The 22,610-nt window shown below is 74.6% G+C and carries 18 protein-coding genes and 1 tRNA gene; 11 read left to right on the forward strand and 8 right to left on the reverse strand.

Annotation, left to right across the window (positions count from 1 at the left end; genetic code table 11):
• Positions 1–188 precede the first annotated feature (188 nt).
• The 3 genes from ettA to ACFXAM_RS05090 all read right to left on the reverse strand — a co-directional run bounded on the left by ettA (position 189) and on the right by ACFXAM_RS05090 (position 4,532).
• A complete protein-coding gene (gene ettA, locus ACFXAM_RS05080; protein ID WP_380287614.1) occupies positions 189–1,853 on the reverse strand; it encodes an energy-dependent translational throttle protein EttA in 1,665 nt (554 codons plus the stop codon).
• Between the two features lie 224 nt (positions 1,854–2,077).
• Positions 2,078–3,577, reverse strand: a complete 1,500-nt coding sequence (locus ACFXAM_RS05085; RefSeq protein WP_380287615.1) for a Cys-Gln thioester bond-forming surface protein — start codon at positions 3,575–3,577, stop codon at positions 2,078–2,080.
• A 361-nt stretch (positions 3,578–3,938) separates the two neighbouring features.
• Positions 3,939–4,532, reverse strand: coding sequence for a single-stranded DNA-binding protein (locus ACFXAM_RS05090; protein ID WP_380287616.1), 594 nt, complete (start codon positions 4,530–4,532; stop codon positions 3,939–3,941).
• A 643-nt stretch (positions 4,533–5,175) separates the two neighbouring features.
• Here ACFXAM_RS05090 and ACFXAM_RS05095 point away from each other — a divergent pair.
• Positions 5,176–5,251 (forward strand) — tRNA-Arg (locus tag ACFXAM_RS05095).
• A gap of 169 nt (positions 5,252–5,420) precedes the next feature.
• Here ACFXAM_RS05095 and ACFXAM_RS05100 read toward each other — a convergent pair.
• Positions 5,421–6,086: a TetR/AcrR family transcriptional regulator gene (locus ACFXAM_RS05100; RefSeq protein WP_380287617.1), complete on the reverse strand. Its 666-nt coding sequence runs from the start codon at positions 6,084–6,086 to the stop codon at positions 5,421–5,423.
• An 81-nt stretch (positions 6,087–6,167) separates the two neighbouring features.
• On the opposite strand from ACFXAM_RS05100, the gene ACFXAM_RS05105 reads away from it, so the two are divergent.
• From ACFXAM_RS05105 to ACFXAM_RS05115, 3 genes are all read left to right on the forward strand, one after another.
• Positions 6,168–6,728, forward strand: a complete 561-nt coding sequence (locus ACFXAM_RS05105) for a GNAT family N-acetyltransferase (RefSeq protein WP_380287618.1) — start codon at positions 6,168–6,170, stop codon at positions 6,726–6,728.
• Positions 6,729–6,968: 240 nt separating this feature from the next.
• A complete protein-coding gene (locus ACFXAM_RS05110; protein ID WP_380287635.1) occupies positions 6,969–7,781 on the forward strand; it encodes an enoyl-CoA hydratase/isomerase family protein in 813 nt (270 codons plus the stop codon).
• 79 nt (positions 7,782–7,860) lie between these two features.
• Positions 7,861–8,463: a hypothetical protein gene (locus ACFXAM_RS05115; protein ID WP_380287619.1), complete on the forward strand. Its 603-nt coding sequence runs from the start codon at positions 7,861–7,863 to the stop codon at positions 8,461–8,463.
• Between the two features lie 15 nt (positions 8,464–8,478).
• On the opposite strand, the gene ACFXAM_RS05120 is transcribed toward ACFXAM_RS05115, so the two are convergent.
• Positions 8,479–9,696: an acyl-CoA dehydrogenase family protein gene (locus ACFXAM_RS05120; protein ID WP_380287620.1), complete on the reverse strand. Its 1,218-nt coding sequence runs from the start codon at positions 9,694–9,696 to the stop codon at positions 8,479–8,481.
• A gap of 125 nt (positions 9,697–9,821) precedes the next feature.
• Between ACFXAM_RS05120 and ACFXAM_RS05125 the strand changes: the two genes are divergently transcribed.
• Together ACFXAM_RS05125 and ACFXAM_RS05130 are read left to right on the forward strand one after the other, a co-directional pair.
• On the forward strand, positions 9,822–10,448 hold the full coding sequence (locus tag ACFXAM_RS05125) for a TetR family transcriptional regulator (protein WP_380287621.1): 627 nt from the start codon (positions 9,822–9,824) through the stop codon (positions 10,446–10,448).
• 105 nt (positions 10,449–10,553) lie between these two features.
• Positions 10,554–12,020, forward strand: coding sequence for a glycoside hydrolase family 5 protein (locus tag ACFXAM_RS05130; RefSeq protein WP_380287622.1), 1,467 nt, complete (start codon positions 10,554–10,556; stop codon positions 12,018–12,020).
• 75 nt (positions 12,021–12,095) lie between these two features.
• Here the strand turns inward: ACFXAM_RS05130 and ACFXAM_RS05135 are convergent, their stop codons facing one another.
• Positions 12,096–14,120 (reverse strand): M3 family metallopeptidase, encoded by a 2,025-nt coding sequence (locus tag ACFXAM_RS05135; RefSeq protein WP_380287623.1) that lies wholly within the window; start codon positions 14,118–14,120, stop codon positions 12,096–12,098.
• A 273-nt stretch (positions 14,121–14,393) separates the two neighbouring features.
• On the opposite strand from ACFXAM_RS05135, the gene ACFXAM_RS05140 reads away from it, so the two are divergent.
• The gene (locus tag ACFXAM_RS05140; protein ID WP_380287624.1) at positions 14,394–16,109 is read left to right on the forward strand and encodes a bifunctional 3'-5' exonuclease/DNA polymerase; all 1,716 of its coding nucleotides are present in this window, start codon (positions 14,394–14,396) and stop codon (positions 16,107–16,109) included.
• A 4-nt stretch (positions 16,110–16,113) separates the two neighbouring features.
• On the opposite strand, the gene dhaM is transcribed toward ACFXAM_RS05140, so the two are convergent.
• The gene (dhaM, locus tag ACFXAM_RS05145; protein WP_380287625.1) at positions 16,114–16,506 is read right to left on the reverse strand and encodes a dihydroxyacetone kinase phosphoryl donor subunit DhaM; all 393 of its coding nucleotides are present in this window, start codon (positions 16,504–16,506) and stop codon (positions 16,114–16,116) included.
• A 180-nt stretch (positions 16,507–16,686) separates the two neighbouring features.
• On the opposite strand from dhaM, the gene dhaK reads away from it, so the two are divergent.
• Together dhaK and dhaL are read left to right on the forward strand one after the other, a co-directional pair.
• Positions 16,687–17,682: a dihydroxyacetone kinase subunit DhaK gene (gene dhaK / locus ACFXAM_RS05150; protein WP_380287626.1), complete on the forward strand. Its 996-nt coding sequence runs from the start codon at positions 16,687–16,689 to the stop codon at positions 17,680–17,682.
• A gap of 23 nt (positions 17,683–17,705) precedes the next feature.
• Positions 17,706–18,374, forward strand: a complete 669-nt coding sequence (gene dhaL, locus ACFXAM_RS05155) for a dihydroxyacetone kinase subunit DhaL (RefSeq protein WP_380287627.1) — start codon at positions 17,706–17,708, stop codon at positions 18,372–18,374.
• Between the two features lie 18 nt (positions 18,375–18,392).
• Here dhaL and ACFXAM_RS05160 read toward each other — a convergent pair whose 3' ends face one another.
• Entirely contained in the window at positions 18,393–19,568 is a 1,176-nt protein-coding gene (locus ACFXAM_RS05160; protein ID WP_380287628.1) for a PP2C family protein-serine/threonine phosphatase, read from the reverse strand.
• A gap of 318 nt (positions 19,569–19,886) precedes the next feature.
• On the opposite strand from ACFXAM_RS05160, the gene ACFXAM_RS05165 reads away from it, so the two are divergent.
• A complete protein-coding gene (locus tag ACFXAM_RS05165; protein WP_380287629.1) occupies positions 19,887–20,105 on the forward strand; it encodes a heavy-metal-associated domain-containing protein in 219 nt (72 codons plus the stop codon).
• A 73-nt stretch (positions 20,106–20,178) separates the two neighbouring features.
• Entirely contained in the window at positions 20,179–22,503 is a 2,325-nt protein-coding gene (locus ACFXAM_RS05170; protein ID WP_380287630.1) for a heavy metal translocating P-type ATPase, read from the forward strand.
• Positions 22,504–22,610 lie beyond the last annotated feature (107 nt).

A 22,610-nucleotide genomic window follows, 5' to 3' on the forward strand; every position in this document is an offset into this window, starting at 1 on the left:
GCGGGCAGCAGGAGCATCAGCCAGGGCGCGGTGAACCCGGACGGGAGGCGTCGTGGGGGGGGGGGGGCGGCCCGGCGGGCGCCGGGGGGGGGGGGGGGGGGGCCCCCCCCGCCCCGGGCGGGGGCACGGGCCCCCGGGGCCCGGGGGGGGGGGGGGCCGGCCGGGCCGTCGTCACTCGCGACTGGGTGTCAGCCGCGGGTCAGCTTCTTGTAGGTGGCCCGGTGCGGACGGGCCGCGTCCGCGCCCAGGCGCTCGACCTTGTTCTTCTCGTAGGACTCGAAGTTGCCCTCGAACCAGAACCACTTGCTCTCGCCCTCGTAGGCGAGGATGTGGGTGGCGACCCGGTCCAGGAACCAGCGGTCGTGCGAGATGACCACGGCGCAGCCGGGGAACTCCAGCAGCGCGTTCTCCAGCGAGGAGAGGGTCTCGACGTCGAGGTCGTTGGTGGGCTCGTCGAGGAGCAGCAGGTTGCCGCCCTGCTTCAGGGTGAGCGCCAGGTTGAGGCGGTTGCGCTCACCGCCGGAGAGCACGCCGGCCGGCTTCTGCTGGTCCGGGCCCTTGAAGCCGAACGCCGAGACGTAGGCGCGCGAGGGCATCTCGACCTGGCCGACGTTGATCCAGTCCAGACCGTCGGAGACGACCTCCCAGAGGGTCTTCTTCGGGTCGATGTTGGAGCGGGTCTGGTCGACGTAGCTGATCTTGACCGTGTCACCGACCTTGACCGTGCCGCTGTCCGGGGTCTCCAGGTCCTGGAGCATCTTGAACAGGGTGGTCTTGCCGGCGCCGTTCGGGCCGATGATGCCGACGATGCCGTTGCGCGGCAGGGTGAAGCTGAGGTCGTCGATCAGGACCTTCTCGCCGAAGGCCTTGTTGAGGTTCTCCACCTCGATGACGACGTTGCCCAGGCGCGGGCCCGGCGGGATCTGGATCTCCTCGAAGTCCAGCTTCCGCATCTTGTCGGCCTCGGCGGCCATCTCCTCGTAGCGGGCCAGACGCGCCTTGGACTTGGCCTGGCGGCCCTTGGCGTTGGAGCGGACCCACTCAAGCTCTTCCTTGAGCCGCTTGGCGCGCTTGGCGTCCTTCTGGCCCTCGACCTTGAGACGGGACTGCTTGGTCTCCAGGTAGGTGGAGTAGTTGCCCTCGTACGGGTAGGCGCGGCCGCGGTCGAGCTCCAGGATCCACTCGGCGACGTTGTCCAGGAAGTACCGGTCGTGGGTGACGGCGACGACGGTGCCCTTGTACTTCTCCAGGTGCTGCTCCAGCCAGTTCACCGACTCGGCGTCCAGGTGGTTGGTGGGCTCGTCGAGCAGCAGCAGGTCGGGGGCCTCCAGCAGCAGCTTGCAGAGCGCCACGCGGCGCTTCTCGCCACCGGAGAGCTTGGTGACCGGCCAGTCGCCGGGCGGGCAGCCCAGGGCGTCCATGGCCTGCTCCAGCTGGGCGTCCAGGTCCCAGGCCTCGGCGTGGTCCAGCTCCTCCTGGAGCTTGCCCATCTCGTCGAGCAGCGCGTCCGAGTAGTCGGTCGCCATCTGCTCGGCGATCTCGTTGAAGCGGTCGAGCTTGCCCTTGATCTCCTTGACGCCGTCCTGGACGTTCTCCAGGACCGTCTTGGACTCGTCGAGCGGGGGCTCCTGGAGGAGCATGCCGACGGTGAAGCCGGGCGAGAGGAAGGCGTCGCCGTTGGAGGGCTGCTCCAGGCCGGCCATCATCTTCAGCACGGTGGACTTACCGGCACCGTTGGGGCCCACGACGCCGATCTTCGCTCCGGGGAGGAAGCTGAGCGTCACGTCGTCAAGGATGACCTTGTCTCCGTGCGCCTTGCGCACCTTGCGCATCGTGTAGATGTATTCCGCCACGTGAGATCGCTCCGGCGTCGTCGGGAGTAATTCGGCTTGCAGCCTTCCATTGTGCCGCACCCGGCCCGGAGCCCCGAACCGCCGGGTCCCCCTCCCGGAGCGGCCCTCGCGGTGCCCCGCCGGGGTATCCCGCGCATGCGACGGCCCGGCTCCCCGCACACGTGGTGCGGGGAGCCGGGCCGGGTGCGCCGTGGATCGGGCTACCGGATCACGGTCCGGGTGCCTCAGGCGGCGTTGCCACCGCGGCGGCGGCGGAGCAGGAAGACCGCGGCACCGCCGGCCACGACCAGACCGCCGGCGACGGCGGCGATGACCGGGGTGGCGTCACTGCCACCGGTCTGGGCCAGGCCGCCGGTGGTGCCGGGAGCGGTGCTCGGCGGCGCCGGGTGGGGAGTGGCGGCGGCGGTGGTGCTGGCGGAGGCCGACGGGGTGGCGCTCGGCGTGACCGGCTTGGCGGTGGTGGTGGTCGGGGCCGGGCTGGTCGGCGCCGGGGTCGACGGCTTGGCGGTGGTCGGGGTGGCCGACGGGCTCGGGGTGACCACGCTGGCGGTCTTGCAGTCGAGGATGCCCTTGAAGTTCTGGGTGAAGCCGTTCGGGCCGCTCACCGTGATGTCGTAGGCGGTGTCCTCGGCGACCTGGACGACCACGGTCTCGGTCTTGCCGGGCTGGACGGTGACGTCCTTGCCGGGCTTGACCGAGACGGCGGCGGCCTCGTCGCCGCCGTTGGTGACGGAGACCTTCACGCCGTTGGCGACGCACTCGACCACCGCGCTGCTGTCGACCAGCGGGCCCTTCGCGGCCTTCCAGGTCGCCTTGGCGGCGTCCTTGACGCCGAGCTTGGTCGAGCCGGCCAGGATCATGGTCTGGCTGTGCTTGGCCGGGGTGTAGCCCTTGCTGAGGAAGACGCGGCCGCTGGGCACGACGGTCTCGGCGGAGGCGTCGACGGTGGCCGTGCCGTCCGGGGTGCCGGCGGGCACGTCCAGGAACAGCTGGGTGTCCTTGGCGACCGGGCCGGTCAGCGCGTTGACCTCCTTGCCGTCCTTGTCGACGAGCTTGACCTTGTCGGCGGAGTCGCCGCCGACGGCGAGCTTCACCTCGTTGGCGCTGGAGTTGACCGTGAACGGGCCGAGCTTGCCGCCCGGCTTGCCGGACACCGAGTCCGGGGTGAGGCTGAGCGACGGCTTGGGCTCGGCGGCGATGCCCTTGTTCTTCTCGCTGACGAGGTAGTCGCGCAGCTGCTTGGCCTCGGCGTCGACCGGGGTGGCCTTCTTGCCGTCGGAGAACTTCCAGATCGCGGCCTGGGTGCCCGCGGCGGCGTCCTCCTTGGTGAGCTCGCCCTTGACGCCGGCCGCGTCGGCCAGCTTCTTGAGGTCGGTCACCTGCGGGTAGGAGTTCTCCAGGATCCAGCGGATCTTGGAGGCGTCCTCGGCCTTGTCCGGGCGGCCGAGCGAGCTCGACTTCCAGTCGGACTCCTGGTACTCGACACCGCTCCTGATGTCGACCGGGTGGTCGATGTCGATGCAGTACGTCTGGATCTCGCCGCCGTCGGACGTCTTGAGGGTGAAGAGGCCGCCCTGGATGGAGTGGCCTCCCTCGATGGCGATCTCCTCGCTCATCAAGCTCGGCTGGATCACTGCCGTGACGGCCCCGCCGGGGGCGTCGGCCGCAGCCGCCGCACCGGCCGCGAACAGGCCCCCGGCCAGCGCAACGCTGGTCGCGAGCATGACAGTAGTGATGCGGGGAAGCGCCCGCCCCTGCCTCTGGAACATCTTGGGATCCCTCCGGGCCGGGCCATGCCGATGGGCAGCCCGCCTTGCTTGCCGCGCCCCCTGTGGCGCTGCTTCACGATGTGAACCAGACGCATCCTATGAAGCGTCAGAGGCCCGGAAACCCCCATGCGAAATCAGGACGATACCGTATCCGTATCGTTATCAACCCTCTCGGTGTCTCCACAAGCTGACGACCCGCCAGAATTCCGAGATCATTCTGCTAACCGGGACGGGATTGCGCGTGCGGGTCGCAACACCGTCCTCGATTCACATATTTGTCGACAGTGATACCGCCCGCCGGACACCCCGTCAGCCGCTAGGCGTCACCCCCGCTTTCCCCCTCCGCCACCGCCCCGACGCCCGCCCCGGCCGGCCGACGGCCGCGCAGGGCGTCCACGATCCACCCGGGCACCGCCTCGCCGAACGCCGCTCCTGCCGCCCCGGCGGCCCCCTCCGGCCCGGCCGCGGCGCCGGCCGCCCGACCGGGAGGCCCACCCCCGGATCCTCCCGCGGATCCCCCCGGGGACACCCCCGGAGATCCGCCCCGCGCACCCGGCGCCCAGCTGAACCTCGCCGTGCCGCGGCTCAGATCGTGTCCGACCGACCGGGCGTCGATCTCGACCCGACTGCGCTTCACCTCGCCCTCCGTCCATTCCCGCACCCTCAGCCGGCCGTTCACCACCACCGGATCCCCCTTCGCCAGCGAGTCGATCAGGTGCCCCGCCAGCGTCCGCCAGGCCGTCACCGTCATCCACTGGGTCTCGCCGTCGACCCAGCCGTCCCGCGCCCGGTCGTAGCGCCGCTCGGTCGACGCCAGCCGGAAGTTCGCGACCGGCACCCCGCCGGGGGTCTGGGCGTACGTCACCTCGGTGGCGACATTCCCGATCACCGTCACCTGGGTCTCGTTCACAGCACGCTCCGCTCTCTCGGTTGCACCGTACGGAATCGACCGGCACGGGTTGAGAGTGCGCTTCCCCGGAAATACGCACCAGGGAGATCGGTAATCCTGTGGACAACTCGGGCCTGTGGAAAAACCTTGTCGCCCGCAGGGGTGAATTTGAGCCTTTGTGCGACGATCACACCCATGTGCACGGGTCCATGACAAGAATCCCCAGGCCGCCCCGCCGCCCCAGGACACCCCCAGGGGTGGCCCCGACGACCGTCCGCCCACGTCATCCGACCGAACGAACCCGAATACGGCCCCCCACCCGCGTCGATGCCGGCCTCGGCCGTGGCGCTTTCTCCGTGCCGAATCCATAACGGGTGGGCAGACAGCCCCGTAACGAGTGCACAACGTCCGGCGCGGAACACCTCCAGACCGCTGCACTCACGGCCTTCACCTGCGATTATCGGACCGCTCCACCGAGGCCGACACACCAACGGCGGTGTCGCAACACCCGGCCGAGGAACGGGACACCCTTATCCTGTCCCCGACAGGGCAGGGACCCGCCAACCCCCACACCCACCCTCAGGTACGGGAGAGGTCAGCGGGCGCCGCGCGCCCACCGCCCCGTCCCGGCAACGGTCACGCCCGCCAGGGCGCCGTCCGTCCCGCCCCCATAGCTCAGCGGATAGAGCACCCGCCTTCTAAGCGGTAGGTCGCAGGTTCGAATCCTGCTGGGGGCGCCACGCACCACCGCGCCGTGCCCGGCGCCGCACGCTCCGCACACTCCGCGCGCTTCCCGCATTTCACGCCCGGCACCGAGCGCGCATCACCCGTGACCATCCGTGGCGTGCACGCCCCGAAAAGACCCGCCCCGGGAATTCCGGTGCCGGAAACACCCCGGAGCGAAGCGCCCTACGCCGGCGGACCGTCCGCGCCCGCACCCGCCCCCGCGCCGGCCGTGTCCCCGCCGGCCGCCAGCCGCGCCAGGTAGCCGTCCAGCAACTCCGTCTGCCGGCGCGCCGGGAACTCCGCCGGGGCGAACAGCGCCTGCACCACCAGCCCCAGCACGAAGGCCTGCGCCGCCGCCGCGACCTCGGCCGCCGGCGGACCGGCCGGCAGTTCGCCGAGCCTCCGTGCGGCCTCGACGCACTCCGCCAGCACCCCGCGCGACCGCGCGTACCGTGCCGCGTGGGCCCCGGCGAGCTCCGGATCGGCCAGCGCGACGTCCCAGGAACCCACCCAGATCCGGTTGCCCGCCCGGCCCGGCCCGTCCAGCGGCAGCACGTCCAGCAGCGCCGCCCGCAGCCGGGCCAGCCCCTCCGGCGGCGGCGGTCCGCCGTCGGCCGGCGCGAGCCGCCGCGGCCGGGCCAGCGAGCGCCGGTCCAGGACGTCCAGCGCGTGGGCGACCAGGGCCTTCTTGCTCGGGAAGTAGTGCGTCAGCAGTCCGGTGCTGGCCCCCATCTCGGCGGCCACCGCACGCAGCGTGAGCCCCTCGAAACCCCGGGTGGACAGCACCCGCCAGACCGCCTCGGAGACTTCGGTTCGGCGGGCTTCATGATCTCCGCGGGCCGGTGTCATGGGGCTATCTTACGTACCAAACGTTTGTTACGGACGGCCGCAGACCGCCCGCCCCGCCCCTCGTCGCGAAAGGCACCGCCCATGTTCGCCGTCCCCCTCGCCGAGAACGCCGAGCTCCGCCCGCTGGAGCCCTGGCAGGCGCCCGAGTACCTGGAGCACATCGAACGCGGCCGCGCCCACATCGACGCCTGGATCGGCTGGGCCGCGCTGGCCACCGACCTCGACTCGGCCCGCGAGGTCCTGCAGCGCTACGCGGACCGGCAGGCCGCCGACACCGCCCGCCTCTACGGCATCTGGCGCGACGGCACGCTGGTCGGCGGCACGATGTTCGTGCAGTTCGACGCCAGGAGCGGCAACTGCGAGATCGGCGTCTGGACCGAGCCCGCCGGCCAGGGCCACGGCCTGGTCACCACCGCCGTCCGGCACCTGATCGACTACGCCTTCACCGTCCGGGGCATGCACCGGATCGAGTGGCACAACCGGCCGGAGAACCTCCGCAGCCGGTCGGTGGCCCAGCGCCTGGGCTTCACCCTGGAGGGCGTCCTGCGCGAGAGCTACCTGCACGGCGGCGTCCACCACGACGGCGAGGTCTGGTCGCTGCTCGCCCACGAGTGGAAGCCGCAGGGCGCCCCCGCCTCCTGACGGCACGACGGCGGGGCCGGCGGACGACTCCACCGGCCCCGCCGCTCCCCCGGCCACCGCGTGCTCCCGGGCCGGCACGGTGCCGAACAGCGACGCCCCCAGCGCCCCGCCCGGCCGGCGGGCCGGAGCGGGGTTCCGGACGGCGGTGACGAGACGAGGTGGCCGGTCAGCGGCCCGGCCCCGACCCCGGCCACCGCGCTCTGGGAGAGTGTCCGCACCCACACCCTCCCGGAGGTGCCCATGGCCACCCGGCCGCTGCTGACGCGCGAGCGCGCCCCGCTGCCCACCGAGACCGACGGCCTCAACGCCCACCTCGGCGAGGACGGCGTCGCGGTCCTGGAGTTCGACCGCCCGCACCGGCGCAACGCCGTCACCCTGGCGATCTGGCAGGCCCTGCCCGGTGTGCTGAAGCGGCTCGCCGAGGAGCCGGGGGTGCGCGTCCTGCTGGTCACCGGCGCGGGCGGCACCTTCAGCGCGGGCGCGGACATCGGCGAACTCGCCGACGTCTACGGCGATCCGGACCGCGCCGACGCCTACCACGCGGTCAACGTGGCCGCCGAGGAGGCGCTGGCGGCCTTCCCGCACCCGACCGTCGCCGTGGTGCACGGCGCCTGCGTCGGCGGCGGCTGCCAGCTGGCGCTCGCCTGCGACCTGCGGTTCGTCGCCGAGGACGCCCGGCTCGGCATCACCCCGGCCAAGCTGGGCGTGGTCTACCCGGCGGTGCCGACCCTGCGGCTGGCCCGGCTGGTCGGCCCGGCCCGCGCCAAGTACCTGCTCTTCTCCGGCGAGTTGCTGCCCGGCCCGCGGGCGGCCGCCCTCGGCCTGGCCGAGCACGTCCTGCCGGCCGGCGAACTGGACGCGGCGGCCCTGGAGTTCGCCCGGCTGCTGACCACCCGCTCGCCGCAGACCATCGGGGCCGTCAAGGCCGCGCTGGCCGTCCCGCCGGAGCAGGCCGCCGCGGCCCTCGCCCCCTGGGAGCGCCGCTCCCGCGAGGCGCCGGACGTCCGCGAGGGCCTCGCCGCCTTCCTCGAACGCCGTCCGCCGAGGTTCTGAGCCGGGGAACGGCCGCGCACGGGCCGGTCGATACGATCATGCGATCGAATACGACCGATCCGCCGATGGAGCCGTCCCCTTGGAGCAGCACGCGATGACCGTCCCCACGCCCGCGGCGCCCTGGGCCCGCCGGATCACCGACGGCCTGGAGCCGAAGAACGTCATCATCGCGATGCTGCTCCTGCTCGGCGGGGCCCGCTACGGCTGGCGGGGCCTCGCCTGGGCGGTGTTCGCGGCCCTGTTCACGGCCGTGATCCCGACCCTGCTCATCCGGTTCGGGATGCGCCGGGGCACCGTGGACGACCGGCACGTCGGCAACCGCCGGCGGCGTCTGACGCTCTTCCCGCTCATCATGGTCTCGGTCGCGGCCGGATTCGCCGGGATGCTCCTGGCGCACGCACCGCGCGACCTCACCGCGGTGGTGCTGGCGATGTCCGCCTCGCTGGTCCCGATCCTGGTGATCACCGCCTGGTGGAAGGTCTCCGTGCACACCGCCGTGGCGAGCGGCGCGGTGGTCTGCCTGGCCGTCGCGCTCGGTCCGTGGTGGCTGCTGCTGTACCCGCCGGTCGCGGTGATCGGCTGGTCCCGGGTGGTGCTGCGGGACCACACCGCCGCGCAGACGGTCGTCGGCACGGCGGTGGGCGCTCTCGCGGCCGGTCTCACCTTCTGGGCCGCCCGCTAGCGGGATCCGGAGCCGTCAGCGGATCGGCACCCCCGAGATGGCCCGGGCGATGACCAGCCGCTGGATCTCGCTGGTGCCCTCGAAGATCGAGTAGATCGCGCTGTCCCGGTGCATCCGCTCCACCGGGTACTCCCGGGTGAAGCCGTTGCCGCCCAGGATCTGCATCGCCTGCGCGGTGACCCACTTGGCGGTCTCCCCGGCGTAGAGCTTGGACATCGAGCCCTCGGCCGAGGTGAACGGCTGCTGGGTGGCGGCCATCCAGGAGGCCCGCCAGACCAGCAGCCGGGCCGCGTCGATCCGGGTCTTCATGTCGGCCAGCTGGAAGGCCACGCCCTGGTTGTCGATGATCGGGCGGCCGAACTGCACCCGGGTCCCGGCGTAGTCGAGCGCCACCTCGTACGCGGCCCGGGCGATGCCGATCGCCTGCGCGCCGACGGCCGGCCGGGAGGCCTCGAAGGTGGCCATCGCGGCGTTCCGCCCGCTCTTGCGGACGCCCTCGCGGGCCCGCGCCAGGCGCTCGTCCAGCTTCTCCTTGCCGCCGAGCAGGCAGTGGCCGGGCACCCGGACGCCGTCCAGCACCACCTCGGCGGTGTGCGAGGCGCGGATGCCGTGCTTCTTGAACTTCTGGCCCTGGCTCAGGCCCGGCGTGCCCGGCGGCACCACGAAGGACGCCTGCCCGCGCGCGCCGAGCGCCGGGTCGACGGTGGCGACGACCACGTGGACGGCCGCGATCCCGCCGTTGGTGGCCCAGGTCTTGGTGCCGTTCAGCACCCACTCGCCGGTGGCCTCGTCGTGGACGGCCCGGGTGCGCAGCGCGGAGACGTCCGAACCGGCGTCCGGCTCGGAGGAGCAGAACGCGGCGACCTTGACATCCTCGGGAGTGCCGAACATCTGCGGCGCCCAGGTGCCGATCTGCTCGTCGGTGCCGTTGGCGAGCACGGCGACGGCGGCGAGGGTGGTGCCCACGATGGACAGGCCGATGCCGGCGTCGCCCCAGAACAGCTCCTCCATGGCGATCGGGATGCCCACGCCGGAGGGGTCGAAGTACTGCTGGGCGTAGAAGTCGAGCGAGTAGATGCCGAGCTTGGCGGCCTCCTGGATGATCGGCCAGGGGGTCTCCTCGCGCTCGTCCCACTCCGCGGCGGCGGGCCGCATCACATCGGCGGCGAAGCCGTGCAGCCAGTCGCGGACGGCGAGCTGGTCCGGTCCCGGGTCCAGGGAGAAGGTGCTCATGGGTGGGGGCCTCCGAAGAAGGGTGCGACCGACCGGGGTGTTACCACCGGTAACATCGTCGGAGTCTGCTACTGCTTGGTAACCGGTGTCAACGCCCCCAGCCGCACGAAACGAGGGAACCGCGCATGGATCCAGAGCCCCGCCGGGAACAGCTGCTCAACGCCGCCGACCGGGTCGTCCAGCGCGAGGGCCCCGGCGCCAGCATGAACGCGATCGCCGCCGAGGCCGGCATCACCAAGCCGATCCTCTACCGGCACTTCGGCGACCGGAACGGCCTGGTGCGGGCCCTGACCGAGCGTCACACCGGCGGCCTGCTGGCCGCCGTCCGGGCCGCCCTCGCCGAGCCCCTGGAACGCCGCGACCGGGTCGAACACGTGCTGGACACCTACCTCGCCGGGATCGAGGCCCGCCCGCAGGTCTACCGGCTGCTCACCCACCCCGAACCGGGCGACCCGAGCGGCGCCGGCCACGCGCTCGCCCCGGCGCTCCAGCAGATCGCCGAGGAGATCACCCGGGCCGTCGCCGACCAGATCGACCTCGGCGCCGACCGCGAACTGCTCGCCGAGGCCTGGGGCCGGGCCATCACCGGCATGGTGCTGGCGGCCGGCGACTGGTGGCTGGAGTCCCGGCCCTGTTCGCGCACCCGGATGGTCCAGGCCCTCGCCGACCTGCTCTGGGGCCGGCTGGCCGCCGCCGCCGACCTGCCGACCGCCGTGCTGCCGGCCGGCCCCGCGCCGGAGCCCGCCGACTGAGGACCGCCGGCGGACCCCCGACGACCGCCGCGCACCGCCGTCTTGTGGCGGACGCGCCCGCCCCGGCATCATCGGGCCCCACCCCCGCCCGCCCCGGAGGTCCCGATGCGTCCGCGCCGCACCGCCGCCACCCTCCTGCTCGCCGCCGCCCTCGCCCTGCCCGCCGCGCCCGCCCGGGCCCAGCCCCCGTCCCGGCCCGCGTCCCCCGCACCGGCGTTCCCCACCGGCACCGCCACCGACCCGGACGGCCGCACCGACCTCACCGACGCCTCCGGCCGCCGGCTCCGGCTGCGCGGCTTCAACCTCGACAAGTACGCCGAGGCCACCGAACAGGACGTCAGGTCGATCGCCGCGCAGGGCTTCACCCTGATCCGCCTGCCCGTCTCCTGGACCAGGCTGGAGCCCACCCCCGGCCGCCTGGACCCCGGCGAGCTGCGCCGGCTGCACGGGCTCCTCGACCGGGCCGACCGCCACGGCCTGCTGGTCCTGGTCGACTTCCACCAGGACGTCTACGGCCCCCGGTTCGGCGGCGGCACCAACGGCATCCCGCCCTGGGCCACCCGGGACGACGGCCTGCCGTTCGAGGCCGACCCCGACGACTGGTTCGCCGGCTACTTCCAGCCCGCCGTCCAGGCCGCCTTCCGGCACCTCTACGACGACCCCGACCTGCGCGCCGCGCAGGCCGGCTTCTACACCCGGCTGGCCCGCGAACTGCGCGGCCACCGCTCCCTGCTGGGCTACGACCTGTTCAACGAGCCGTTCGGCCCGCTGGACGGCGACCCGGCCGACCCGGAGGTGCTGGCGCGCGCCGCCGCCGAACTGGAGCAGGGCCGGCTCGCCGCCATGTACCGCCGGCTGATCGCCGCCGTGCGCCGGGCGGACGACCGCGCCTGGCTGTTCGTCGAACCGACGGTGCTGGTCGGCCAGGGCGTGCCCACCCGGCTGCCCGGCTTCACCGACCCCCGCCCGGGCGCGCCCCGGATCGGCTACGCGCCGCACTTCTACGACACCGCGGTCGAGTCCGGGGCCGACTGGGACCCGTCCGGCGGCTTCGTCGAGCGCTACACCGCCGCCGTCACCGGCTACCCCGCCGCCCACCGGCTGCCGGTGCTGGTCGGCGAATGGGGCCCGCCGGACTCCCGCCGGCCCGGCAACACCCTGCTGGTGCGCCGCCAGGTCGAGGCCATGGACGGCTTCGCGGGCGGCTGGACGATGTGGTACTGGTGCCGGGGCAACGGCGGCTACTGCGTGCTCGACCCCGCCGGGCGGCCCGCCCCGGGCGCCGGGCCGGCCTTCGGCCCGTACCCGGTCGCGGTCGCCGGCACCGCCGTCCGCACCAGCGCGGGCGGCACCCGGCACACCGTCGAGTGGCAGGCCGACGGCACCGGCCGTACCACCGAACTCGCCCTGCCGGCCGCCGCGTTCCCCGCCGGGGCACGGGTCACCGTCCGCCCGGCCGGCGCCCGCACCGACCTCGACCAGCCGGACGCCGAGCACGCCGGACGGCTCCGCGTCCGGCTCCCGCACGCCCGCCCGGGCACCCCGGTCACCGTCACCGTCGAACCCCGCTGACCGCAGCCCGCCGGCGGACCGCCGCCGGCACCGGGTCCCGGCGGCGTCCGCGACGCCGCCGGGCCCTTCCGGCCGCTACAGCAGCCCGCGACGGGCCAGCAGCGGCCCGGTCCCGGGGTCGCGGCCGACCACCGCGCGGAAGGAGTCCAGCGCGTCCCGGCTGTCGCCGCGGGCCAGCAGCTCGCGGCGGAACACCTCGCCGCTCTCCCGCACGCCGCGGCCGTTGCCCTTGAACCACTCCACCGTGTCGGCGTCCAGCACCTCCGACCAGATGTACGCGTAGTAGCCCGCGCTGTACCCGCCCGCGAAGATGTGGCCGAAGTAGGTGGTCCGGTAGCGCGGCGGGATGGCCGCCACCGCCAGGCCGGCCTTCTCCAGCGCCGCCGCCTCGAACTCCCGGGCGTCCGTGACCTCCCGGCCCTCCGGCAGGGTGTGCCAGGCCCAGTCCAGCAGCGCCGCCGCCAGGTACTCGACGGTCCGGAAGCCCTGCCCGAAGGACTCCGCGGCCTCCATCCGCTCCACCAGCCCGGCCGGCAGCGGCTCGCCCGTCTCGTGGTGCCGGGCGTAGTTGGCCAGCACCTCCGGCCACACCATCCACATCTCGTTGACCTGCGAGGGGAACTCCACGAAGTCCCGCGGCACGGCGGTGCCCGCCAGGTACGGGTGGCGGACGTCCGAGAAGAGCCCGTGCAGCGCGTGCCCGAACTCGTGGAACAGGGTGCGGACCTCGTCCCAGGAGAGCAGCACCGGCTCGCCCGGAGCCGGCTTGGCGATGTTCAGGTTGTTGTAGACCACCGGCCGCTGCCCCAGCAGCTGCGACTGGGTGACCAGTTCGTCCATCCAGGCACCGCCGCGCTTGGACGCCCGGGCGTGGAAGTCGCCGAGGAACAGGCCCAGCCCGGAGCCGTCGGCGTCGAACACCTCGAAGACCCGGGTGTCCGGGTGGTAGCCGACGAGGTCCGGGCGCTCGGTGAAGGTCACCCCGTAGGCCAGGTTGGCGGCGAAGAACACGCCGTCCCGCAGCACCCGCTCCAGCTCGAAGTAGGGGCGCAGCGCCGCCGCGTCCACCTGGTAGGAGGCCTGGCGGACCTGCTCGGAGTAGTACGCCCAGTCGTGCGCGGCGATCTCCTCGACGCCGTCGGCCGCGGCGAGCTTGGCCAGCTCGGCGGCCTCCCGGCGGGCGTTGGCCACGGCCGGGGGCACCAGCCGGGCGAGCAGCGCGTCCACCGCCTCGACGGTGCCGGCCGTCTCGTCGGCCACCACCTGGGCGGCGTGGGTGTCGTGGCCGAGCAGCCGGGCGCGCTCGGCGCGCAGCGCGGCCATCCGGATCGCCAGCGGGCCGTTGGTGTCGGCGGCACGGTCGAGCGAGGCCGCGAGCAGCCGCTCGCGCACCGAGCGGTCGGTGAGGGAGGCCAGTTCGGTCTGGTTGGAGAAGTTCTTCAGGCTCAGCACGTAGGTGCCCGGCCGCCCGAGCGCCCGGCCGTTCTCGGCGGCGGCCGCGATCGCGTCGGCCGAGAGGCCGGCCAGCTGCTCGGCGGAGTCCAGCACCAGCGCCCGGGCCTGCGAGTCGGCGGACACGTTCTGCCGGAACTCCGAGGAGGCGGCGGCCAGTTCGGTGTTGATCGCGCGCAGCCGGTCCTGCTCCCCGGCGCCCAGCCGGGCGCCGGCCCGGACGAACGCGGTGTGCCGGCGCTCCAGCAGCCGCAGCGTCTGCGGGTCCAGCTCCAGCGCGTCGCGGCCGGCGTGCAGCTCCTCGATCCGGGCGAACAGCGCGGCGTCCAGGTGGATCGCGTCCCGGTGCGCGGCCAGCCGGGGGCTGATCTCGGCGTCGATCCGGTCGACCTCGGGGGTGGTGTCGGCGGCGGAGTGGTTCTCGAAGACCACCTTGACCCGGTGCAGCAGCCTGCCCGAGCGCTCCAGCGCGACCAGGGTGTTCTCGACCGTCGGCGGCTGCGGGTCGGCGGTGATCGCCGCGATCTCGGCGAGCTGCTCGGCCATCCCGCGCTCGAAGGCGGGCAGGTAGTGTTCCGGCCGGATCTCGGCGAACGGCGGCAGTTCGTAGGCCAGGGTGCTGGGCCTGAAGAACGGGTTCTCGGTCATTTCGCCGACCTTACGCGCTGTCACCGGCACTGCCCACACCCTTTCGCCCCACGGTCCGGCGCGCCTGCGGCGGCACGCCCCCGGACGGCGCGGCTCCGGTTGTCGTACCCTCCCGCTACCGTCGTCGGCGGCCGACCGTACGCCCCCGGACGGCCCGGCCCGCGCCGGCGCCCGCACCGCCGCCCCACCACCGTCCGACCCGCGGTCCCGCCCGCGGTCCGTCGCCGGCCCGCCCGCAGCACCACCGCAGTCCCGACGAGAGGAGGAGCCCCCGTGGCACCCCGGATCGCCCTCGCCCCGGATCCGCACGGCCCCGGCGGCCGGCTCCAGCCGCTCGACGACGCCGGTGCCCCGCTCGGCCCGCCCGAACCCGCCGCCGACCTCGCCGCCGCCGTCGCCGCCCGGGAGGCCGCCGAGCACCCCCGGTGGGTGTGGGCCGCCGCCGACTCCGGGTACGCGCCGCTGCTCCCCCGGCTGCCCGACCGGCTCGCCCGCTGCCACGACCTGCGGCTGGTCGAGGCGCTGCTGCTCGCCCACGAGGGCCGCTTCGGCGCACCGCGCTCGCTCGGCGCCGGCTGGGCCCGGCTGCGCGGCCTGCCCGTGCCCGCCGACCTCCCCGAGCCCGGCTCCGCCGAGGCCGGTGACGGCCAGGACACCCTGTTCGCCCCCGACCGGCTCCAGCTGCCGCCCGGCACCGACCCGCTGGCCGCGGTCGTCGCCGTCCACGCCGAGCAGCAGCGCCGGCTCGCCGCGATCGCCGACCCGGCCGCCCGCGCCCGGTTCCGGCTGCTGGCCGCCGCCGAGTCGGCCGGCGCGCTGGCCGCCGCCGAGATGGCCCACGACGGCCTGCCCTGGCGCGTCGACGTCCACGACCGGCTGCTCACCGAACTGCTCGGCCCCCGCCCCAGCGTCCCCGGCACCCAGCCGCGCCTGCTCGCCGAACTCGCCGTCGAGCTCCAGCGGGCGCTCGGCGGGCGCCCGTTCAACCCCGACTCGCACAGCCAGGTGCTGCGCGCCTTCGCCGACGCCGGCATCCCGCTCGCCTCCACCCGCTCCTGGGAGCTGAAGACCGTCGACCACCCGGCGGCCCGGCTGCTGGTCCGCTACAAGGAGCTGTCCCGGATCCACGTCGCGCACGGCTGGGCCTGGCAGGACGCCTGGGCGCGCGGCGGCCGGTTCCGCCCCGAGTACGTGGTCGGCGGCGTGGTCTCCGGCCGCTGGGCCAGCCGGGGCGGCGGCGCGCTGCAGATCCCGCGCATCCTGCGCCGCGCCGTGGTCGCCGACCCGGGCTGGCTGCTGGTGGTCGCCGACGCCGCCCAGCTGGAGCCGCGCGTGCTCGCCGCGCTCTCCCAGGACGCCGGGCTGGCCCGCACCGCCGCCGGCGGCGACCTCTACGAGGCACTGGCCGCCACCGCCTTCCACGGCGACCGCGACAAGGCGAAGCTCGGCCTGCTCGGCGCCATGTACGGCCAGACCAGCGGCGACATCGGCCCCCTGCTGGCCACCCTGCGCAGCCGCTACCCGGCCGCGATGGGCTACGTCGAGGCGGCCGCCCGCACCGGCGAGGACGGCGGCGTGGTCGCCTCCCGGCTGGGCCGCCCCTGCCCGCCCGCCTCGGCCGACTTCCTGGACCTCACCGAGGCACCCGAGACGGCGGGCGACGCCGGCGGCCGCTCGGCCCGCGCCCGGGGCCGGTTCACCCGCAACTTCGTCATCCAGGCCAGCGCCGCCGACTGGGCCCTCGCCCTGCTGGCCGCGCTGCGCCGCCGGCTCGGCGAGATCCAGGTGGCCGCCCCGGCCGACCGCCCGCACCTGGTGTTCTTCCAGCACGACGAGGTGATGGTGCACACCCCGGCCAACCACGCCGAGGAGGTGGCGTCGGCGGTCGCCGCGGCGGCCGACGAGGCCCGCCGGCTGGTCTTCGGCGACACCCCGGTGCGGTTCCCGCTCTCCACCGCCGTGGTGGAGTGCTACGCCGACGCCAAGTGAGCCCTCAGAGCTTGCGGAAGCCGCGCGCCTCCTCGGCCGCCGCCACCACCTCGGCCAGCGCCGCGCCGGTCGAGGCGGTCACCGCGGCGGCCACCGCCCCCTCCACGAACGGCGCGTCGACCAGCACCACGCCGGGGCGCGGCTCGTCCTCCAGCACGGTCACCGCCGTCAGCACCGAGCTCCCGAGGTCCGGCAGCACCGCGACGCCCGCCCCGCCGTCCGCCGCCACGACGGCCCGGGCGATCAGCTCGTAGCTGGTCCCGAGCCCGCCCTCCTCCGTCCCGGCGGCCACCACCACCCGCACCTTTGGCGAGGCGAGCTCCGCCAGCAGGTCCTTCAACCCGCCGGCCAGCGCCGCGCTGTGCGAGACCAGAACGATGCCCACGTGTCCACTCATGCCCCCGACCTTAGGCCGTGCCCCGGCGGCACGGCCCCGGGCGGCTCCCCGGGACACGCCCCGGGCGTGCGCGCGCCGCCCAGGTGGGCCGCCGCGGCCGGCGTGTCGGATTCCGTGCCCGGGGTCCCCGTCTGGCGTAGCGTCGGGTCAGCACCGTCTGCCGAGGGGAGCTCGTACGCCGTGAAGAAGCTCATCAACGCCGCGGAGAGCGTCCTGGAGGACGCGCTGGCCGGAGTGGCCGCCGCCCATCCGGAACTGGCGGTCGACATCGCCGGCCGGGTCATCACCAGGGCCGTGCGGCCGGCCGCGCCGAAGGTGGCGCTGGTGTCCGGCGGCGGGTCGGGGCACGAACCGCTGCACGGCGGCTTCGTGGGGCCCGGCATGCTGGACGCGGCCTGCCCCGGCGAGGTGTTCACCTCCCCCGTCCCGGACCAGATGCTGGCCGCCGCCAAGGCCGTGGACTCCGGCGCCGGCGTGGTGTTCGTCGTCAAGAACTACACCGGCGACGTGATGAACTTCGAGCTCGCCGCGGAGCTGGCCGCCGAGGAGGGCATCGAGGTCCGCACGGTGCTGGTCAACGACGACGTCGCGGTCGAGGACTCCACCTGGACGGCCGGGCGGCGCGGCACCGGCGCGACGGTGCCGGTGGAGAAGATCGCGGGCGCGCTGGCCGAGCGCGGCGCCTCGCTGGACGAGGTGGCCGCCCTCGGCGAGCGGGTGAACGCGGCCTCCCGCTCGTTCGCGATCGCGCTGAGCGCGGCGACCGTCCCGGCCGCGGGCAAGCCCGGCTTCGAGCTGGCCGAGGACGAGATCGAGGTGGGCGTCGGCATCCACGGCGAGCCGGGCCGCCGCCGGGAGCGCTTGCGCCCGGCCCGGGAGCTGGTCGCCGAGGTGGTCGGGACGATCCTCACCGACCACCACCTGACCGCCGGCGACGAGGTGATCGCGCTGGTCAACGGGCTGGGCGCGACGCCGCTGATGGAGCTGTACATCGTCTTCGGCGAGGTCTCCGCCCGGCTGGCCGAGCGCGGCATCACGGTGGCCCGCAGCCTGGTCGGCAACTACGTGACCAGCCTGGACATGGCCGGTTTCTCGCTCACCCTCACCAAGGCCGACGGCCAGCTGCTGGAGCTGTGGGACGCCCCGGTGGACACCCCCGCCCTCAAGCGCGCCTGACCCGCGGAACAGGAGTACCCGACATGGACGTCGACACCCGCCTCGCCGAGGCCTGGGTCCGCGCGCTGGCCGCCGCGGTCGAGAAGGAGCACGGGCGGCTCACCGAGCTGGACTCCGCGATCGGCGACGGCGACCACGGCAGCAACCTGCGGCGCGGCTTCACCGCCGTGCTGGCCGCCCTGGACGCGCCGGACGCCCCGGCCCCCGCCGGTCCCGGCGCGCTGCTGACGAAGACCGGCACCACGCTGATCTCCAAGGTCGGCGGCGCCTCCGGCCCGCTCTACGGCAAGGCGTTCCGGGCGATCGGCGCCGCGCTGCCGCAGCCCGGCGGGGCACCCGCCGACGCGGCCGCGCTCGGCGAGGCACTGGCGGCCGGACTGCGCGCGGTGCGGGATCTCGGCAAGGCCGAGCCGGGCGACAAGACCATCGTCGACGCCTGGACGCCCGCGTTGGAGGCCTACCGGGCGGCGGTGGCCGGCGGCGCGGGCCTGCCGGAGGCCGCCGCGGCCGCGGCCGGGGGCGCCGAGCGGGGCGCCCTGGACACCGTGCCGCTGCAGGCCCGCAAGGGCCGCGCCTCCTATCTGGGCCCGCGCAGCGTCGGCCACCAGGACCCGGGTGCCACCTCCACCGCCCTGCTCTTCCGCGCCCTGGCCGACGCCGCCGCCCTCCCGCCCGCCGCCGGGGCGCCCTGAGCTGCGCGGGGGCCGGTGCTAGGCGGCGTCGGTGCGGGTGATCAGCAGCAGCAGCGCGTCGTCCCGCAGTTCGCCCCCGGTGTGCGCCAGCAGGTCGGCGTAGACCCGCCCGACCGCCGCCTCCAGCTCCGCCGCGGAGCGGGCCGCGCCGCGCACCAGCGGGCCGACCCGCTCGGCGAGCGGGTAGAACACGCCGCTGTGCCGGTGCTTGGCCTCGATCACGCCGTCGGTGCAGAGCACCAGCACGTCGTCCGTGCCGAACGACTGGTCCCAGGTGCTCGGCTCACCGGCCGCGAGCCGGCCGAGGCCGAGCGGCACCCACGGGTCGGGCGCGTCGAGGACGTGCGCCCGGCCCTCCGGGTCCACCCGGATCGGCGGCACGTGCCCGTACTGGAGCAACTGGACCACGCCGGGCCGGCGGAACTCGGCGAACAGCGCGGTGGTGAACTCGCCGTCCGGCACGTGCCGCTCGACGCTGGCCTCGATCCGGGCGGCCACCCCGCGCAGCCCGGCCTCGTCGTAGGCGGCCTCGCGGAAGGCGCCGAGCACCACGGCGGCGGTCTGCACCGCGCCGAGCCCCTTGCCCCGCACGTCGCCGACCGCGACCCGGGTGCCGTACGGGGTCTCCAGGACGGAGTAGAGGTCCCCGCCGATCCGTGACGCGTCGGCGGCGGAGACGTACCGCACCGCGAGGTGCAGCGGTCCGACGACCGGGCCGGGCAGCCGCAGCAGGGCGCGCTGAGCGGCCTCCGCGACGGAGCTGACCGCCGCGTAGGCCGCGGCCCTGCGCATCCGGATCCTGGCCACCCAGGCGGAGAACACCGACAGCAGCAGGTAGCTGACCATCGCGCCCCACAGGAAGCGGACGTCGTTGAGGTTGTCGACCTGGTCGTAGTGGCTGAGGCCGAAGACGGCGAGCAGGCCGATCGAGCAGACGCCGAGCAGTTCGAGCGGGCGCAGGGTGAGGGCGGCGATGCTGGGGACGACGGTCATCAGCGGCGCGAGGTAGCGGTCCTGGCCGGAGTAGAGGTCGGCGAACCCGACCAGCACGATCGCGATCAGCGCGGGGGCGGCCCGTCGCCAGAACGGGATGTCGAGCAGGTCGACGGCGAGCAGCGCGTTGCGCCGCCGGGCCGGTGGCTGCCCGACGCCGGTCGGGACGGACGGCGACTGGGCACGGCGGAACGGGGACACATATCGAACATAACGGACGATCAGTACGCCCACCCGCGCACCCCCGGCCTCCCCCGTCCCGCCCGTGGCCCCGAGACCCCCGCGTCCGCCGAATCCGCCCATGTCACGGCGCGGATTCGGGCGCAGCGTGGCCGGACGCCTACGCTCTGCTCTCGGAGCGCGCACCGGCCGATGCCCGGGCGACACCCCGGCGTCAAGCGGAATGCGATCCACACCACACCATCCGTACCCCTACGGAATACCCCTTAGGGGTATGGTGGGATTATCAGCCGGGCCCGGGCGTACGCTCGCGGCCGTACCGACCTTCCGGAGGCCACGATGTCCAGCACCATCACCTACACCGTCACCGGCATGAGCTGCGGACACTGTGAGAGTTCGGTCAGCAAGGAGCTCTCCGCCCTCGCCGGGGTGACCGAGGTGTCCGCCGACGCCAAGGCCGGCACGGTCACCGTCTCCGCCGCCGCCCCGCTGGACGACGAGCAGGTGCGCGCCGCCGTCGACGAGGCCGGCTACGAGCTGGTCGGCCGCGCCGCCTGAGAGCCCCCGCCGCGCGGCGGGGGCCCGGCGAACCCCGCCCCCGCCGTGCCCTCCCCTAGGAGCTGATCAGCACATGAGCACCTCCACCTCGGGCTCCGCCTCCCCGGACACGGCGACCGCCACCACCGGCCAGGAGGACCCCACCGCGGTCCGCGAGCGCGTCGAACTCCGGATCGGCGGCATGACCTGTGCCGCCTGCGCCGCACGCGTCGAGAAGAAACTCAACCGGATGGCCGGCGTCGAGGCCACCGTCAACTACGCCACCGAGAAGGCCAGGGTCGAGTTCTCGCCGGACGTCACCGTGGCCGACCTCGTCGCCACCGTGGAGAACACCGGCTACACCGCCGAACTCCCCCCGCCGCCGGTCCCCGCCACCCCGGCCGAGGCCGCCGACGCCGCCGACGCCCGCCCGCCGGCGCCGGCCGACCCGCTGCTCGACCGGCTGCTCGTCAGCGCCGTGCTCAGCCTGCCCGTGGTCCTCTGGTCCATGGTCCCCGCCCTCCAGTTCACCAACTGGCAGTGGCTGGCCTTCGCACTCACCGGCCCCGTCGTCGTCTACGGCGGCCTGCCCTTCCACCGCGCCGCCTGGACCAACCTCAAGCACGGCGCGGCGACCATGGACACCCTGGTCTCGCTCGGCACCCTGGCCGCCTTCGGCTGGTCCTTCTGGGCCCTGTTCTGGGGCGAGGCCGGCATGCCCGGCATGCGCCACGAGTTCTCGTTCTCGGTCGGCGACACCGACGCCTCGTCGATGCTCTACCTGGAGACGGCCTCCGCCGTCACCGTGCTGATCCTGCTCGGCCGCTACCTGGAGGCCCGCTCCAAGCGCCGCGCCGGGGCCGCCCTGCACGCGCTGCTGGACCTCGGCGCCAAGGACGTCGCCGTGCTGCGCGACGGCCACGAGGTGCGGCTGCCCGTCGAGCAGCTCACCGTCGGGACACGCTTCGTGGTCCGCCCCGGCGAGAAGATCGCCACCGACGGCGTGGTCGTCGAGGGCGCCTCCGCCGTCGACGCCTCGATGCTGACCGGCGAGTCCGTCCCGGTGGAGGTCGCCGTCGGCGACACCGTCACCGGTGCCACCGTCAACGCCGGCGGCCGCCTGGTGGTCGAGGCCACCCGGGTCGGCGCCGACACCCGGCTCGCCCGGATGGCCCAGCTCGTCGAGGACGCCCAGAGCGGCAAGGCCGCCGCCCAGCGGCTCGCCGACCGGATCTCCGCCGTCTTCGTGCCCGTGGTGATCCTCATCGCGCTCGGCACCCTGATCGCCTGGCTGCTGACCGCCGACAGCGCCACCGAGGCGTTCACCGCCGCCGTCGCCGTGCTGATCATCGCCTGCCCCTGCGCCCTCGGCCTGGCCACGCCGACCGCCCTGATGGTCGGCACCGGCCGCGGCGCCCAGCTCGGCATCCTCATCAAGGGACCGGAGGTGCTGGAGAACACCCGCCGGGTCGACACCGTCGTCCTGGACAAGACCGGCACCGTCACCACCGGCAGCATGGCGCTGCACGGCGTGCACACCATCGAGGGCGTCAGCGAGGACGAGGCGCTGCGCCTGGCCGGCGCCCTGGAGCACGCCTCCGAGCACCCGATCGCCGCCGCCGTCGCCACCGCCGCCGCCGAACGCCTCGGCACCCTGCCCGCCGTCGAGGGCTTCCAGAACGTCCCCGGCCTCGGCGTCCGGGGCGTCGTCGACGGTCACGCGGTGGTCGCCGGCCGGGAGTCCCTGCTCGCCGACCACGGGCAGCCGCTGCCCGCCGCGCTCGCCGGGGCCAAGCGCGCCGCCGAGGCCGCCGGCCGCACCACCGTCGCGGTCGGCTGGGACGGCGAGGCCAGGGCCGTCCTGGAGGTCGCCGACGCGGTCAAGCCCACCAGCGCCGAGGCGATCGCCCAACTGCGCGCCCTGGGCCTGCGCCCGGTCCTGCTCACCGGTGACAACCGGCTGGTCGCCGAGGCCGTCGCCGCCGAGGTCGGCATCCCCGCCGAGGACGTGTACGCCGAGGTGCTGCCCGAGGACAAGGTCGTCGCCGTGGAGACCCTCCAGGCCGAGGGCCGGATCGTCGCGATGGTCGGCGACGGCGTCAACGACGCCGCGGCGCTCGCCCAGGCCGATCTCGGACTCGCCATGGGCACCGGCACCGACGCCGCCATCGAGGCGGGCGACCTCACCCTGGTCCGCGGCGACCTGCGCGCGGCGGCCGACGCCATCCGGCTCTCCCGCAGGACCCTGGGCACCATCAAGGGCAACCTCTTCTGGGCCTTCGGCTACAACGTGGCGGCGATCCCGCTGGCCGCCGGCGGCCTGCTCAACCCGATGATCGCCGGTGCCACGATGGCCTTCTCCTCGGTCTTCGTGCTCACCAACAGCCTCCGGCTGCGCCGCTTCCGGGCGGCCGCCTGACCCCGGGCACCGCCCCGGGAACGCGGGGGGGGGCGGGCCCCGCGAGCGCGAGCGGGCCCCCCCCGACGCACGGCCCCCGCCCGCCCCCCCCCCCCCCACCGCACGCG

The sequence above is a fragment of the Kitasatospora sp. NPDC059462 genome, assembly GCF_042749955.1.
Lineage (GTDB): Bacteria > Actinomycetota > Actinomycetes > Streptomycetales > Streptomycetaceae > Kitasatospora.

Bases quoted from the DNA above. Each gene is read 5' to 3' on its own strand.
- ACFXAM_RS05085 (WP_380287615.1), bottom strand. From the start codon at position 3,577: ATGCTCGCGACCAGCGTTGCGCTGGCCGGGGGCCTGTTCGCGGCCGGT.
- ACFXAM_RS05100 (WP_380287617.1), bottom strand. From the start codon at position 6,086: ATGACACCGGCCCGCGGAGATCATGAAGCCCGCCGAACCGAAGTCTCC.
- ACFXAM_RS05105 (WP_380287618.1), top strand. From the start codon at position 6,168: ATGTTCGCCGTCCCCCTCGCCGAGAACGCCGAGCTCCGCCCGCTGGAG.
- ACFXAM_RS05110 (WP_380287635.1), top strand. From the start codon at position 6,969: ATGGCCACCCGGCCGCTGCTGACGCGCGAGCGCGCCCCGCTGCCCACC.
- ACFXAM_RS05120 (WP_380287620.1), bottom strand. From the start codon at position 9,696: ATGAGCACCTTCTCCCTGGACCCGGGACCGGACCAGCTCGCCGTCCGC.
- ACFXAM_RS05125 (WP_380287621.1), top strand. From the start codon at position 9,822: ATGGATCCAGAGCCCCGCCGGGAACAGCTGCTCAACGCCGCCGACCGG.
- ACFXAM_RS05130 (WP_380287622.1), top strand. From the start codon at position 10,554: ATGCGTCCGCGCCGCACCGCCGCCACCCTCCTGCTCGCCGCCGCCCTC.
- ACFXAM_RS05135 (WP_380287623.1), bottom strand. From the start codon at position 14,120: ATGACCGAGAACCCGTTCTTCAGGCCCAGCACCCTGGCCTACGAACTG.
- dhaM (WP_380287625.1), bottom strand. From the start codon at position 16,506: ATGAGTGGACACGTGGGCATCGTTCTGGTCTCGCACAGCGCGGCGCTG.
- dhaL (WP_380287627.1), top strand. From the start codon at position 17,706: ATGGACGTCGACACCCGCCTCGCCGAGGCCTGGGTCCGCGCGCTGGCC.
- ACFXAM_RS05165 (WP_380287629.1), top strand. From the start codon at position 19,887: ATGTCCAGCACCATCACCTACACCGTCACCGGCATGAGCTGCGGACAC.
- ACFXAM_RS05170 (WP_380287630.1), top strand. From the start codon at position 20,179: ATGAGCACCTCCACCTCGGGCTCCGCCTCCCCGGACACGGCGACCGCC.